Below are 13,431 nucleotides of genomic sequence, written 5' to 3' on the forward strand. Positions count from 1 at the left end.
TAGTGCAGGGGGTCGGCATCCAAGATGCCCTCGGGGCCCGCCCATGCCGCTGCGAGGTGCGGGCCTGTCAGCCATCACCCTTCACGGAGACAGCCACATGCAGGTAGCCCTCAAGGTCAACGGCCGCTCGGTCACCGTCGACGCGCCACCCAACACCCTCCTCGTGCACGCGATCCGCGAGCACCTCCACCTCACCGGCACCCACGTCGGCTGCGACACCGCCCAGTGCGGCGCCTGCACCGTCCACGTCGACGGCCGGGCCGTCAAGTCGTGCAACATCCTGGCGGCCCAGGTGGCCGGCGCCGAAATCACCACCATCGAAGGCGTGGCCCAGCCCGACGGCACCATGCACCCGATGCAGGCCGCGTTCAAGGAATGCCACGGCCTGCAATGCGGCTTCTGTACGCCGGGGATGGTCATGAGCGCCATCGACCTGTGCACCCACCACCCGAAGTCGAGCGAATCCGAGATTCGCGAGCTGCTCGACGGCAACCTGTGCCGCTGCACCGGCTACCAGAACATCGTCAAGGCCGTGGTGATGGGCGGCGAGGCCATGGCCTCGGGCAACCCGGTTCCGGTCCAGGCCACGGCCGCGGCCTGAGGAGCACGACATGGGTGCCTCCGACTTCGCGAATCTGCCGCACATCGGCGACGCGCTCCGGCGCAAGGAAGACTACCGGTTCCTGACCGGGGCGGGCAACTACACCGACGACATCACGCTGGCCAACCAGTCGCACGCGGTGTTCGTGCGTTCTCCGCACGCGCATGCGCGTGTCGTCTCGGTCGACATCGCCGACGCGCTCACCATGCCCGGCGTGGTCGGCATCTTCAGCGGCAAGGACATCGAGGGCAAGATGGGCGGGCTGCCCTGCGGCTGGCTGATCAACAACCCCGACGGCACGCCGATGAAGGAGCCGATGCACCCGATCCTCGCGATCAACAAGGTGCGCTACGTCGGCGACCACGTCGCGATGGTGGTGGCCGAGACGGTCGAGCAGGCGAAGAACGCGGCCGAGGCCGTGGTGGTCGAGTACGAGGTGCTGCCCGCGCTGGTCGGCGTGGCCGACGCGGCGAAGAAGGCCGGCGGCGTCACGATCCACGACGAGGCGCCCGACAACCAGTGCTACAAGTGGGCGCTGGGCGACAAGGCGGCGGTCGATGCCGCGTTCGCGGGCGCCGCGCATGTCACGAAGCTCGACCTGGTCAACAACCGGCTGATTCCCAATCCGATCGAGCCGCGCGTGGCCATCGGCAGCTACAGCCGCGGCACCGACGACTACACGCTCTACGTCTCGAACCAGAACCCGCACGTCGAGCGGCTGCTGATGACGGCCTTCGTGCTGGGCCTGCCCGAGCACAAGGTGCGCGTGATCGCGCCCGACGTGGGCGGCGGCTTCGGCTCGAAGATCTTCCTCTACGCCGAGGACGTGTGCCTGACCTGGGCCGCCAAGCAGCTCAACCGCAACATCAAGTGGACGGCCGAGCGCTCGGAATGCTTCCTGTCGGACGCGCACGGCCGCGACCACGTGAGCCATGCCGAGATGGCGATGGACAGTCAAGGCAAGTTCCTCGCGATGCGGGTCCACACCGACGCCAACCTCGGCGCCTACCTGTCGACCTTCTCGACCGCGGTGCCGACCATCCTCTACGCCACCTTGCTCGCGGGCCAGTACACCACGCCGCAGATCTACGTCGAGGTCGATGCCTGGTTCACCAACACGGCACCGGTCGACGCCTACCGCGGCGCCGGCCGGCCCGAGGCCACCTACCTGCTCGAGCGGCTGGTCTCGCGCTGCGCCTGGGAAATGAACCTGGGCCAGGACGAGATCCGCCAGCGCAACTTCATCACCGCCTTCCCGTACCAGACGCCGGTGGCGCTGCAGTACGACACCGGCGACTTCCATGCCTGCATGGACAAGGCGCGCAAGCTGGCCGAGGTCGAGGGCTATGGCCAGCGCAAGTCGGCCAGCGAGGCGGCCGGCAAGCTGCGCGGCATCGGCTACTCGAGCTACATCGAGGCCTGCGGCATCGCGCCGTCGAACATCGCGGGCGCGCTCGGCGCGCGCGCGGGCCTGTTCGAGTGCGGCGAGATCCGCGTGCATCCGACCGGCAGCGTGACCGTGTTCACCGGCTCGCACAGCCATGGCCAGGGCCACGAGACCACCTTCGCGCAGGTGGTGGCGGCGCGCCTGGGCATCGCGGTCGAGGCGGTCGACGTGGTGCACGGCGACACCGGCCGCGTGCCCTTCGGCATGGGCACCTACGGCTCGCGCTCGATCTCGGTCGGCGGCGCGGCCATCATGAAGGCGCTCGACAAGATCGAGGCCAAGGCCAAGAAGATCGCGGCCCACCTGATGGAGGCGAGCGACGCCGACATCGAGTTCGCCAACGGCGAGTTCACGGTCAAGGGCACCGACAAGAAGATCCCGTTCGGCCAGGTGGCGCTGACGGCCTACGTGCCGCACAACTACCCGCTCGACAAGCTCGAGCCGGGCCTCAACGAGACCGCCTTCTACGACCCGACCAACTTCACCTTCCCGGGCGGCACCTACATCTGCGAGGTCGAGATCGACAAGCAGACCGGCGAGGTGCGCGTGGACCGCTTCACCGCGGTCGACGACTTCGGCACCATCATCAATCCGATGATCGTCGAGGGCCAGGTGCACGGCGGGCTGGTGCAGGGGATTGGCCAGGCGCTGCTCGAGAACTGCGTCTACGACAACGAGACCGGCCAGCTGCTCACCGGCAGCTTCATGGACTACGCCATGCCGCGCGCCGCCGAGTTCCCGCAGTTCAAGCTCGACACCGTCTGCACGCCCTGCACCCACAACCCGCTGGGCACCAAGGGCTGCGGCGAGGCGGGCGCGATCGGCTCGCCGCCGGCGGTCATCAACGCCGTGCTCGATGCGCTGGCGCCGCTGGGCGTGAAGGACTTCGACATGCCGGCCTCGTCGAGCCGCGTCTGGGAAGCGATGCAGAAGGGCAGCGGCAGCGCCGCCAGCGACCCGGTGGCGCAGCAGCCCGCGCTGGCCGCCAGCACGCAGGGCCGTCCGGCCGCCTGATCAACCCCCTCCATACAAATAAAGAAGGAACCACCCCATGTACGCCTTCACGTTCGAACGGCCCGCGGCGCTGGCCGACGCCGTCAAGCTGGCCGAAGCCGGCGGCAAGCCCCTGGCGGGCGGCCAGACCCTGCTGGCCTCGATGAAGCTGCGCCTGTCGGCGCCCGAACAGCTCGTCGACCTCGGCGGCATCAAGGAACTCACCGGCATCAGGAAGGATGGCGATGCCATCGTCATCGGTGCCATGTCGCGCCACCTCGACGTGGCCAACAACGCCGAGGTGAAGGCCGCCTTCCCGGCGCTGGCCGACCTGGCCTCGCGCATCGGCGACCGGCAGGTGCGCGCGATGGGCACCATCGGCGGCTCGGTGGCCAACAACGATCCGGCCGCCTGCTATCCGAGCGCGGTGCTGGGATCGGGCGCGACCGTGATCACCACCAAGCGCGAGATCGCGGCCGACGATTTCTTCCTGGGCCTGTTCACCACCGCGCTCGAGGACGGCGAGCTGATCACCGCGATCCGCTTCCCGATCCCGAAGCGCGCGGTCTACGAGAAGCTGCGCCAGAAGGCCTCGCATTTCCCGCTGGTCGGCGTATTCCTCGCGCAGTACGACAGCGGCGTGCGCGTGGCCATCACCGGCGCGGGCAACGGCGTGTTCCGGCACGCGGGGCTCGAGGATGCGCTCAACAAGAGCTTCACCGCGGCCGCCGCGGCCGGCGTGAAGATCGACGCCAGCGAGCTCAACACCGACCTGCACGCCACGGCGGCCTACCGCGCCAACCTGATCAACGTGCTGACGCAGCGCGCGGTGACGAAGGCGCTGGGCTGAGGAATCCGGACAGCCGAACGCAGAAGGAAGACAAAAGCAACGCAGAAGTCGCAGAAAAGAAGCCCATTCATTTCTGTCTTCCTTCTGCGACTTTCGCGGAACCTTCGCGACTTCTGCGTTCGGCCGCCCGATCCCGCATGCCCGGCGGCCTTGCATTACCCTAGGCCATGACCTTCGAGACCATCGACTCCCTCACCGACGGCCTGCTGCGCGCCGGCTACTACGCCGACCGCCGGCTCGCGACCGCCGTGTTCCTCGCGCTGAAGCTGCAGCGCCCGCTGCTGCTCGAGGGCGAGCCCGGCGTGGGCAAGACCGAGCTCGCGAAGGCGCTGGCCAAGGCGCTGCAGCGCGAGCTGCTGCGGCTGCAGTGCTACGACGGCCTCGAGCAGCGCGAGGCGCTCTACGAGTGGAACTACGCGGCGCAGCTGCTGCACATGCGCGCGGTCGAGGCCTCGGGCGCGGTGCGCGACGTCGAGGCCGAGGTCTACCAGCCGCACTACCTGATCCGCCGCCCGCTGCTGCAGGCGCTGCAGGCGCCGGCGCCGGGCGCGGTGCTGCTGATCGACGAGGTCGACCGCGCCGACGAGCCCTTCGAGGCCTTCCTGCTCGAGTACCTCGGCGAGTACCAGGTCAGCATTCCCGAGCTCGGCACCATCCGCGCCGAGGTGGCGCCGGTCACCATCCTCACGAGCAATCGCACGCGCGAACTCAACGACGCCGTGAAGCGGCGCTGCCTCTACCACTGGCTCGACTATCCCGAGCGCGAGCGCGAACTGGCCATCGTGCGCGCCCAGGTGCCGGGCGTGAGCGAGAAGCTGTCGGCGCAGGTGGCCGACTTCGCCGCCCGCCTGCGCAGCGCGCCCTTCGTCAACGCCTTCCAGCGCGCGCCCGGCATTGCCGAGAGCGTGGAGTGGGCGCGCGCGCTGATCGCGCTCGACACGATCGAGCTCGATCCCGAGGTGGTGTCCGACACCGCCGGCATCCTGTTCAAGCAGCGCGACGACGTGGCGGCGCTGACGCGCGAGCTGGCGAGCGAGCTGCTGAAGCCGGAACCGGAGCAGGCCGGCGCGTGAGATGAGGCCGCGATGCAGCAACTAGGCGACGCCCGCACCGGCAAGCTGGCCGGCAACATCGCCGCCTTCGGCCGGGCGCTGCGCCGCGCGGGCGTGCGCACCGACGCCGCGCGCATCGCACTGGCCGAGGAGGCCGCCACGCTGGTCGGCGTGGAGCGCAGGCTCGACCTGAGCGCCGCGCTCGAGGCCGTGATGGTCAGCCGCGAGCAGGACCGGCTGGTGTTCCGCGAGCTGTTCGACGCCTGGTTCCGCGACCCCGAGCTCGCCAACAAGCTGCTCGCGCAGATGCTGCCGAGCGCCGAGGGCAAGGCCGAGCCCTCGAAGCGCCGGCCGCGCGTGCGCGAGGCGCTGGCCGCGCCGCGCGATCCGCACAAGCCGGCGCTGGCCGCGCTGCCCGACAAGGAAGTCGAGTTCGACGCCGCCATGACCGCGAGCGATCGCCAGCGGCTGCACCATGCCGACTTCAATGCGCTGGGCGCGGCCGAGTACCGGCTGGTCGAGCGGCTCGCGCGCGACATCTCGCTGCCCGTGCCGCGGCTGCCCACGCGGCGCCTGCGCCCCGCTGGCGAGAACGGCCGCCATGCGCGCATGCACTGGCCCGGCGTGCTGCACGAGGCGGCGCGCACCGGCGGCGAGATGCTGCGCCTGCCGCGGCTGGCGCGGCGCGAACAGCCGCTGCCGCTGCTGGTGCTGGTCGACGTCTCGGGCTCGATGGAGCGCTATGCGCGGCTGCTGCTGGCCTTTCTGCACGCGGCCACGCGGCGCGCGGGCCGGCGCGACGTGTTCGCCTTCGGCACCGGGCTGACCGACCTCACGCCGGCCTTCCGGCTGGCCGACACCGACGACATGCTGGCCACGGCCAGCCTCGCCATCGACGATTTCGCGGGCGGCACGCGGCTCGGCAGCTCGCTGGCCGAGCTGCGCCAGCGCCATGCGCGCCGGCTGACCGGCCGCCGCACGCTGGTGCTGGTCATCAGCGACGGGCTCGACACCGGCGAGCCGGCCCAGCTCGCGCAGGAACTGCAGTGGCTCAAGCGCCATTCGCGCCGGCTGCTGTGGCTCAACCCGTTGCTGCGCTTCGAGGGCTACGCCCCTTTGGCGCGTGGGGCCGGCGTGCTGCACCGCCATGCGGACGCGATGCTCGCGGTTCACAATCTCAGCGCGCTCGAACAGCTGGCCGCGAGTCTCGCGGCGCTGATGCGGTCGGGGCGCTAGCGTTCTCCCGACCGCGACGGGACAGGATCACAAGAAGGAAAGACCACCATGGAAATGCTCGGTAACCGCCGGCTCGCCATCACCCAGCAGCAGGCCTGGGAGGCGCTCAACGACCCGGAAACGCTCAAGAAGTGCATTCCCGGCTGCGACAAGTTCGAGCTGACGGGCGAGAACACCTACAGCGTGGGCCTCGCGGTCAAGATCGGCCCGGTGTCGGCCAAGTTCAGCGGCAAGGTGATGCTCTCGGACATCGTCGCGCCCGACGGCTACAAGCTCACCTTCGAAGGGCAGGGCGGCGTGGCCGGCTTCGCCAAGGGCTCGTCGAGCGTGACCTTGCGGCCGCTGGCCGATGCCGCGCCGGCGGCGGCGTCCGCGGACGCCCCGGTGGCCGAGGGCGCGGAGAGCGCGCCCGCCGCCGCCCCGGTCGGCTGCGAGCTCGACTACACCGTGCAGGCTCAGGTCGGCGGCAAGATCGCCCAGCTCGGCCAGCGCCTGATCGACGGCGCGGCCAAGTCCACGGCCGACGATTTCTTCAAGCGCTTCGAAGCCGAAATGCAAAGCCGCTACGGCCCGCCGCCGGCCGCCGCGTCCGAGAATGCGGAAGCGTCGGCCGAGAAGACCGGCGCGGTGGCCGGCTTCATGAAGAAGATCGGACTCGGCAAGAAATCGGACAAGGACGCCGAGCCCGGCACGGGCGGCGATTCCTCCAGCGGCGGCTGAGACGGCCGTCAGGCTCCGGCTCCCACGAAAGAAGACGCGATGGAAAACCTCGACGTGATGGTGCTGCGCACGCTGCGCGACTGGCGGCGTGCCGGCAAGCGCGCGCTGCTGACCACGGTGGTGCGCACCTGGGGCTCGTCGCCGCGGCCCGTGGGCTCGATCATGGCGCTGGCCGAAGACGGCGCGGTGGTCGGCTCGGTCTCGGGCGGCTGCATCGAGGACGACCTGATCGCGCGCTACAGCCATGCCCACGGCCAGGCCGAGGAGGTGCCGCTGGGCGCGCCGCCCGCGCTGGTGAAGTACGGCATCACGGCCGACGAGGCGCACCGCTTCGGCCTGCCCTGCGGCGGCACGCTCGAGCTGCTGCTCGAGTACGCGCCCGACGCGGGGGCGCTCGACACGCTGGTGTCGCAGCTCGAGCAGGGCCGGCTGATGCGGCGCACCGTCGAGCTGGCCACGGGCGTGGTGCGGCTCGAGGAGGCCAAGGCGCCCGACGAACTCACGGTCAACGACACCGAACTCGCCAACACCTTCGGCCCCGAGTACCGCATGCTGCTGATCGGCGCGGGCCAGCTCGCCGAGTACCTCGCGACGATGGCCAAGTTCAGCGGCTTCGCGGTCACGCTGTGCGATCCGCGCGCCGAGTACCGCACCGCCTGGTCGTTGCCGGGCGTGCAGATCACCACCGAGATGCCCGACGACGCGGTGCTGGCCTTCCGGCCCGACCGCCGCAGCTGCGTGGTGGCGCTCACGCACGACCCCAAGCTCGACGACCTCGCGCTGCTCGAGGCGCTGCAGAGCGACGCCTTCTACGTCGGCGCCATCGGTTCGCGCCGCAATGCCGACGCGCGGCGCGACCGCATGATCGAGCACTTCGACCAGACCACCGAGTCGCTGGCGCGGCTGCGCGGGCCGATCGGCATCTACATCGGAAGCAAGACGCCGCCCGAGATCGCGGTCAGCGTGATGGCGGAAATTCTCGCGGTGAAGAACGCCGTGCCGCTGCCGCGCGAGATGGAAGTGGCGCGCGCCAAGGAGCGGCTGTTGCCGGCCTGAGCCGCAAGGTCTATTCGACGCCGAGCAGGTCGTAGATGCGCCGCACGTAGAGGCCGAACTCGGCGCTGGTCTTGATGTGCAGCGTGCGCGGCGCGGGCAGCTCGATCGGAAAGAAGTCGGCCATGCGCGCCGGCCCCGCGGTGAGCACCGCGCAGTGCGAGCCGAGGAACACCGCCTCCTGGATGCTGTGCGTGACCACCACGAAGGTGGTGCGGCTGCGCTCCCAGATCCGCAGCATCTCGAGGTTCATCTTCTCGCGCGTGAGCGCATCGAGCGCGCCGAAGGGCTCGTCCATCAGCACCAGCTTGGGTTCGTGGATCAGCGCGCGCGCGATCGCGGCGCGCTGCTGCATGCCGCCCGAGAGCTCGTAGGGCCGCTTGTCGGCGAAGCCCGCGAGGCCGACCATCTCGAGCAGTTCGTGCGCGCGTTGCGTCGCGGCCTTGCGGTCGAGGCCGAGGATGTCGGCCGGCAGCAGCACGTTCTCGAGGATGGTGCGCCACTTCAAGAGCAGCGGCTGCTGGAACACCATGCCCACGTCGCGGCCCGGTTCGAAGGCCTGGCCGCCGCCGATCTCCAGCGTGCCGCCGTCGTGGCCGTGCAGCCCGGCGAGGATCTTCAGCAGCGTCGACTTGCCGCAGCCCGAGGGGCCGACCAGCGACACCATGTCGCCCGCGTGGATGTCCATCGTGACGTCGGAGACCGCGAGGAACTCCTGGTCGCGGCGGCGGTAGACCTTGCGCAGGCCGCGCATGCGGATCAGCGGCACTTCGACCTCCGCTCGGGCCTGCGCGCGGACGGCAGCCTCGGTCATGCGAGCCACCTTGCGAGGTTGTCGCGCACGAAGGCGTCGTCGGCGAGGTCGCCGTGCGCGGCGTACACGCGATCGATCTCCGCCGACTGGCCAGCGCCCAGCCCCTCGGCCGGGTCGAGGCACCAGATGCCCTCGAGCAGGCCCTGGCGGCGCAGCACCTCGTGGCAGCCCGCGATGCAGCCGTGGAAGTTGTTCGCCACGTCGAAGAAGGCGGCGTTGCAGTCGGTCACGCGTGCATCGAGCGCGAGCAGCTCGGGGCTCAGGTTGCCGTGGCCGGCCGCCAGCTCGGCCTGGATGCGCGCGAGCAGCTGCACCGCGCCCGCGGTCCAGACCGACCAGTGGCCCAGCAGCCCGCCGCGAAAACGCACCTGCACCGGCGCGCCGTCGCGCATGGCCGCGAAGGGCAGGGCGAGGTCGAGCACGATGTGGTCGTCGTTGCCGGTGTAGAGGAACACGCGTTCCTCGGCGCGCGCCTCGATCACGCCGCGCACCACGTCGATGGTGCGGTAGCGGTTGAAGGGCGCGACCTTGATCGCGAGCACGTTCGGGATCGAGGCGAAGCGGCGCCAGAAGTCGCTCGACAGCACCGGGCCGCCGACCACGGTCTGCAGGTAGAAGCCGATCAGCGGGATCTCCCGCGCGACCGCCTCGCAATGGGCGATCAGCGCATCTTCCGAGGCGCCGGCCAGCGCGGCCAGGCTCAGCAGGCCCGCGTGGTAGCCGAGCGAGACGGCGGTGCGCGCCTCGGTGCTCGCCTGCGCGGTCGGGCCGCAGAGGCCGGCGATCATTGCCATCGGCCGGTCGCTCCAGGCCAGGCGGTCGGCCATGGCGGCCTCGAGCACCTCGGCATAGAGGCCGCGCTCGCGGATCGCGAACTGCGTGGTGTGCACGCCGACCGCAAGCCCGCCCGCGCCGGCATCGACGTAGTAGCGCGTCAGCGCGCGCTGGCGCCGGCGGTCGAAGCGGCGCCCGGCATCGAGCGCGAGCGGATGGGCCGGGATCACGGTGCCCTTGGCGAGCAGCGCGAGCACGTCGGCGGGCAGGTCGGAGCGGTTCAATGGCATGTGCGAAGTCCTCAGCCGAACTCGGGGCCGGCAATGGCGTGGATGAACGAGGGATGACCGGCCGGCGCCGCCACGCCCGCGGGCGGCAGCGCCATGCGCGCGAAGCCGCGCTGGGGTTCGAAGCCCGCCGCGCGCAGTGCCTGCGCGAGTTGCGCGCGGCCGTCGGGCGCGTCGATCAGCACCGGGCCGGCGATACCGGCGAGCGCGCGCGGCAGCAGCGCGCGGGCATGGGCTTCGTCGGCCGCGAGCAGCGGGCCGACGTGATGGGCGACCCGGCCTTCGCGCACGAGGGCGAAGGCCAGGCCATCGCGCACGCAGCGGCTGCCCGGGCGCGCGAGCAGGTCGGCGAGCACCTGGGGGCGGGCGAGGCCCAGGGCCTCGGTGTCGAGCGCGGCGAGCGGCGCCGCATCGGGCCGGTCGACCGGCGCGGGATCGGCCGCGTGCGCGAGCGCCTCGCGGCGCCAGCGCGTGAGCCGCCACAGCGGCGCGAAGCCGAAGCTCGCATAGAGCGGCTCGCCCTGCGGCGTGGCATCGAGCATCGCGATGCGGCCCTGCGCGCGCACGCGCTCGAGGCAGTGCGCGAACACCGCGCGGCCCAGGCCCTGTCCGCGCGCGGCGGGCGTCACGAGGATCATGCTGATCCAGGCGGCGCCGGGCTGGTTGCGCGGCGCGTCGGCCGCGCGCTCCAGCGGCAGCACGGCGCCGCTGGCGACGATCGCGCCTGCGCCATCGCGTATCGCGTGCACGCTGCCGAGCCGCTCGAACAGCCGCCAGTCCGCCGCGAGCTGGTTCCAGCCGCTGGCCGCGACCAGCGCGTCCAGCTGCGGCAGGTCGCGCGGCGAGAGCGCGTCCAGCGTTTCGACGGTGACGGTGGCGGGCACGGTGTCTTCCTTCAGTACTTGCCGTCGCGCGATTCGAACTTGGTCGGCTTGCCGTACTGGCGCTGCTCGCGCGCGATCCAGTCGGCGACCCAGCCCACGAGCTGCGACAGCGGCACGCGCGGATAGCCGAACAGCCGCTCGGCCTCGCCGGTGTTCATGAGCCAGGCGGTGGGCGCCTCGCTGCCCGCGATCTGCACCGGCTTGCCGAAGCGGCGGCCGAACTCCTCGGCCAGCCAGCGGATCGAGGTGGTCTCGGGGCCGCTCACGTTGAGCGGCGAGGTCGGCACCGTCGCGGCCGCGAGGCAGCGCAGCGCCTGCGCGTTGGCGTCGCCCTGCCAGATCACGTTGACGTGGCCCATGGTCACGTCCACCGGTTCGCCGCGCCAGACCTTGCCGGCCACGTCGGCCAGCACGCCGTAGCGCAGGTCGATGGCGTAGCTCAGGCGGAACAGCCGGCCCGGCGTGCCGTGGCGCTGCGAGAAGTACTCGAACATGCGCTCGCGGCCCACGCAGGAGTTGGCGTATTCGCCGGGCGGATTGGGCGCCTCGCTCTCGTGCGCGCCCTGGCCGATCACCGGCACGAAGGGATAGACGCAGGCGGTGGAGAAGGCCACGATGCGCGAGCCGCTGAAGTGCTGCGCCACCAGCGCCGGCACGTGCGCGTTCATGGCCCAGGTCAGCGGGTTGTCGGCATCGGCGCCGAACTTGCGCCCGGCCATGAAGACCACGTTGGGCGTGCGCGGCAGCTTCGCGATCGCCTCGGCGTCGAGCAGGTCGCAGGCCAGGGTCTCGATGCCGTGCGCCTCGAGCGCTTCGCGCACGCCGGCCTCGCTGAAGCGCGCCACCGCGATCACGCGCCGGCCCGGCATCGCGTTCTTCGCCAGCCGCGCGAGCGTCGGGCCCATCTTGCCGCCGACGCCGAGCACCATCAGGTCGCCGTCGATGCGCGCCATGTCGCGCAGCAGGTCGCGCGAGGGCGTGGCGAGGTAGTCCTCGAGCGCGGCCTCGGTGTCGAAGCGTTCGGGAAAGGGGAGGTCGTCGAGGACAGGGGTGGTGGTGTTCATTGGATTCGGGCGTCCTGGGTGATGAAGAGGCGCTCCAGCAGCAGCACCAGCAGGTAGAGCAGCACGCCCAGGCCGGTGATGAGGAGCACGGCCATGAAGACCGCGGGGGTGTCGAGCGAGGCCTGCACCTGGATCATCAGGTAGCCCAGGCCGCGCTCCGACGCGATGAACTCGCCCACCACCGCACCCGCGACCGCGAGGATGGTGGCGACCTTCATGCCCGAGAACACGTAGGGCAGCGAGCCCGGCAACTGGATGTAGCGGAACAGCTGCCAGCGCGAGCCCTTGAGCGCGCGTACCAGGTCGAGCAGCTCGGGCTCGGTCTCGTTGAGGCCGCGGATCGTGGTCAGCAGGATCGGGAAGAAGCACAGGCTGAAGGTGATCAGGATGTTCGGCCCGATGCCGTAGCTGAACCACACGATCACCAGCGGGCCCATCGCCACCTTCGGGATCATGTTGAGCGTGACCAGCAGCGGGAAGGCCACCAGCATCAGCCGCCGGCTGGTGACGAACAGCAGCGCGCAGAGGATGCCGAGCACCAGGCCCAGCACATAGCCGCCGAACACCTCGAGCGCGGTGACGCCGGTGTTCATGAGCCAGGCGTGCTGCGGATTGGCCAAGGTGGCGAGCACCTTCGAGGGCGCCGGCAGCACGAAGGGCTGGATCTGGAAGGCGCGCACCGCGAACTCCCACAGCAGCACGGCCGCGACGTGCACCGCGACCACCACGGCCCAGCGCTGCCAGGCGGGGCGTTCGCCGGACAGCGGCGCGGAGCTTGCGGTGGGCGGGGAGGCGCCGTCGGATGCCGTCATCTCAATTCCTGTGGAAGGAAACAATGCGGCGGATCATAGGGAGGCTGGCCCATCGAGTCAACCAACCAGTTGATAAAAAGCGGCGCGAGGGCCGCGGGCGCTCAGGGCCGCAGCGCGTTGAGCGCGAACTCGATCACGTGGCGCCGGCGCTTGAGCAGCGCGCCGCGCGCGTCGAGCGGCGTGCCGAAGATGGCCGACAGCGTGTGGTTGTTCGAGAAGAAGAAATAGGAGATGCCGGCGATCGAGATGTAGAGATTGATCGCGTCGAAGTCGGCGCGGAACACGCCCGCGGCCACGCCGCGCTCGAGCGTCGCCTCGAGCATCTCGATGAAGGGCGAGTGCATCTTCTGCAGGCGCTCCGACTCGTGCAGGTGCTCGCCGCGGTTGCGGTTCTCGTCGGCCAGCATGGCGATGAACTCGGGATGCTCGGCCAGGTAGTCGAAGGAGAAGGCCACCAGCTGCGCCATCGCCTCGCGCGGCTCGAGCGCGCCGAGCTCGAGCTTCTGTTCCTTCTCGCGGATCTCGGCATAGACCGATTCGAGCGCCACCAGGTACAGCCCCTGCTTGCTCTCGAAGTAGTGGTAGACGAGCTGCTTGTTCACGCCCGCGGCGGCGGCGATCTCGTCGACGCGCGCACCCGCGAAGCCCTTGGTCGCGAACTCGGCGACCGCGGCGGCGATCAGCGCCTGCTTGGCGGCGACGGGGTCGCGCTCGCGGCGCGTGGCGACGGGGGCTGCGGCCGCGGGTGTGGCGGCGGCGGACTTGCGGGAGGTGGCGGAAGGCATGGTCGGATTCTGTCTCCAGGGCGGGAAGGCTTCGATTGCCTGTCAACCAAACAGTTGGT

Annotated in this window: 13 protein-coding genes; 7 read left to right on the forward strand and 6 right to left on the reverse strand. The window is 70.7% G+C overall.

Features of this window, described 5'->3' with window-relative positions; all coding sequences use genetic code 11:
- The first annotated feature begins 97 nt into the window (after window positions 1–97).
- The 7 genes from AC07RM_RS17205 (at window position 98) to AC07RM_RS17235 (ending at window position 7,955) form a co-directional block, all read left to right on the forward strand.
- A complete protein-coding gene (locus tag AC07RM_RS17205; RefSeq protein ID WP_093349201.1) occupies window positions 98–601 on the forward strand; it encodes a (2Fe-2S)-binding protein in 504 nt (167 codons plus the stop codon).
- A gap of 10 nt (window positions 602–611) precedes the next feature.
- A complete protein-coding gene (locus AC07RM_RS17210; RefSeq protein ID WP_495335303.1) occupies window positions 612–3,062 on the forward strand; it encodes a xanthine dehydrogenase family protein molybdopterin-binding subunit in 2,451 nt (816 codons plus the stop codon).
- Window positions 3,063–3,099: 37 nt separating this feature from the next.
- Entirely contained in the window at window positions 3,100–3,891 is a 792-nt protein-coding gene (locus tag AC07RM_RS17215; protein WP_093349206.1) for an FAD binding domain-containing protein, read from the forward strand.
- 167 nt (window positions 3,892–4,058) lie between these two features.
- On the forward strand, window positions 4,059–4,964 hold the full coding sequence (locus tag AC07RM_RS17220) for an AAA family ATPase (protein WP_296800563.1): 906 nt from the start codon (window positions 4,059–4,061) through the stop codon (window positions 4,962–4,964).
- Window positions 4,965–4,976: 12 nt separating this feature from the next.
- Window positions 4,977–6,179: a vWA domain-containing protein gene (locus AC07RM_RS17225; protein WP_495335304.1), complete on the forward strand. Its 1,203-nt coding sequence runs from the start codon at window positions 4,977–4,979 to the stop codon at window positions 6,177–6,179.
- Window positions 6,180–6,227: 48 nt separating this feature from the next.
- Window positions 6,228–6,899: an SRPBCC family protein gene (locus tag AC07RM_RS17230; protein ID WP_495335305.1), complete on the forward strand. Its 672-nt coding sequence runs from the start codon at window positions 6,228–6,230 to the stop codon at window positions 6,897–6,899.
- A gap of 39 nt (window positions 6,900–6,938) precedes the next feature.
- The gene (locus AC07RM_RS17235) at window positions 6,939–7,955 is read left to right on the forward strand and encodes an XdhC family protein (RefSeq protein WP_395348299.1); all 1,017 of its coding nucleotides are present in this window, start codon (window positions 6,939–6,941) and stop codon (window positions 7,953–7,955) included.
- A 10-nt stretch (window positions 7,956–7,965) separates the two neighbouring features.
- Here the strand turns inward: AC07RM_RS17235 and AC07RM_RS17240 are convergent, their stop codons facing one another.
- From AC07RM_RS17240 to AC07RM_RS17265, 6 genes are all read right to left on the reverse strand, one after another.
- Window positions 7,966–8,766, reverse strand: coding sequence for an ABC transporter ATP-binding protein (locus AC07RM_RS17240; protein WP_209541149.1), 801 nt, complete (start codon window positions 8,764–8,766; stop codon window positions 7,966–7,968).
- Window positions 8,763–9,830: a dihydrodipicolinate synthase family protein gene (locus AC07RM_RS17245; protein ID WP_495335306.1), complete on the reverse strand. Its 1,068-nt coding sequence runs from the start codon at window positions 9,828–9,830 to the stop codon at window positions 8,763–8,765. The genes AC07RM_RS17240 and AC07RM_RS17245 overlap by 4 nt, the downstream gene beginning before the upstream one ends.
- Window positions 9,831–9,841: 11 nt before the next feature.
- Entirely contained in the window at window positions 9,842–10,711 is an 870-nt protein-coding gene (locus tag AC07RM_RS17250; RefSeq protein WP_495335307.1) for a GNAT family N-acetyltransferase, read from the reverse strand.
- 11 nt (window positions 10,712–10,722) lie between these two features.
- Window positions 10,723–11,775, reverse strand: coding sequence for an NAD-dependent epimerase/dehydratase family protein (locus tag AC07RM_RS17255; protein ID WP_203205061.1), 1,053 nt, complete (start codon window positions 11,773–11,775; stop codon window positions 10,723–10,725).
- Entirely contained in the window at window positions 11,772–12,587 is an 816-nt protein-coding gene (locus AC07RM_RS17260; RefSeq protein ID WP_093349229.1) for an ABC transporter permease, read from the reverse strand. Before AC07RM_RS17260 ends, AC07RM_RS17255 begins: the two co-directional genes overlap by 4 nt.
- Window positions 12,588–12,688: 101 nt before the next feature.
- Window positions 12,689–13,372 carry a TetR family transcriptional regulator gene (locus AC07RM_RS17265; protein WP_495335308.1) on the reverse strand — a complete coding sequence of 228 codons (684 nt, stop codon included), beginning with the start codon at window positions 13,370–13,372 and terminating at the stop codon, window positions 12,689–12,691.
- Window positions 13,373–13,431 lie beyond the last annotated feature (59 nt).

It is taken from the genome of Variovorax sp. GW821-FHT09B05, from assembly GCF_059418265.1.

What these genes read in the sequence shown, in the direction of transcription:
- AC07RM_RS17245 (WP_495335306.1), bottom strand. Translation starts at nt 9,830, where the DNA reads ATGCCATTGAACCGCTCCGACCTGCCCGCCGACGTGCTCGCGCTGCTC.
- AC07RM_RS17265 (WP_495335308.1), bottom strand. Translation starts at nt 13,372, where the DNA reads ATGCCTTCCGCCACCTCCCGCAAGTCCGCCGCCGCCACACCCGCGGCC.
- AC07RM_RS17255 (WP_203205061.1), bottom strand. Translation starts at nt 11,775, where the DNA reads ATGAACACCACCACCCCTGTCCTCGACGACCTCCCCTTTCCCGAACGC.
- AC07RM_RS17205 (WP_093349201.1), top strand. Translation starts at nt 98, where the DNA reads ATGCAGGTAGCCCTCAAGGTCAACGGCCGCTCGGTCACCGTCGACGCG.
- AC07RM_RS17210 (WP_495335303.1), top strand. Translation starts at nt 612, where the DNA reads ATGGGTGCCTCCGACTTCGCGAATCTGCCGCACATCGGCGACGCGCTC.
- AC07RM_RS17240 (WP_209541149.1), bottom strand. Translation starts at nt 8,766, where the DNA reads ATGACCGAGGCTGCCGTCCGCGCGCAGGCCCGAGCGGAGGTCGAAGTG.
- AC07RM_RS17230 (WP_495335305.1), top strand. Translation starts at nt 6,228, where the DNA reads ATGGAAATGCTCGGTAACCGCCGGCTCGCCATCACCCAGCAGCAGGCC.
- AC07RM_RS17225 (WP_495335304.1), top strand. Translation starts at nt 4,977, where the DNA reads ATGCAGCAACTAGGCGACGCCCGCACCGGCAAGCTGGCCGGCAACATC.
- AC07RM_RS17260 (WP_093349229.1), bottom strand. Translation starts at nt 12,587, where the DNA reads ATGACGGCATCCGACGGCGCCTCCCCGCCCACCGCAAGCTCCGCGCCG.
- AC07RM_RS17235 (WP_395348299.1), top strand. Translation starts at nt 6,939, where the DNA reads ATGGAAAACCTCGACGTGATGGTGCTGCGCACGCTGCGCGACTGGCGG.
- AC07RM_RS17215 (WP_093349206.1), top strand. Translation starts at nt 3,100, where the DNA reads ATGTACGCCTTCACGTTCGAACGGCCCGCGGCGCTGGCCGACGCCGTC.
- AC07RM_RS17220 (WP_296800563.1), top strand. Translation starts at nt 4,059, where the DNA reads ATGACCTTCGAGACCATCGACTCCCTCACCGACGGCCTGCTGCGCGCC.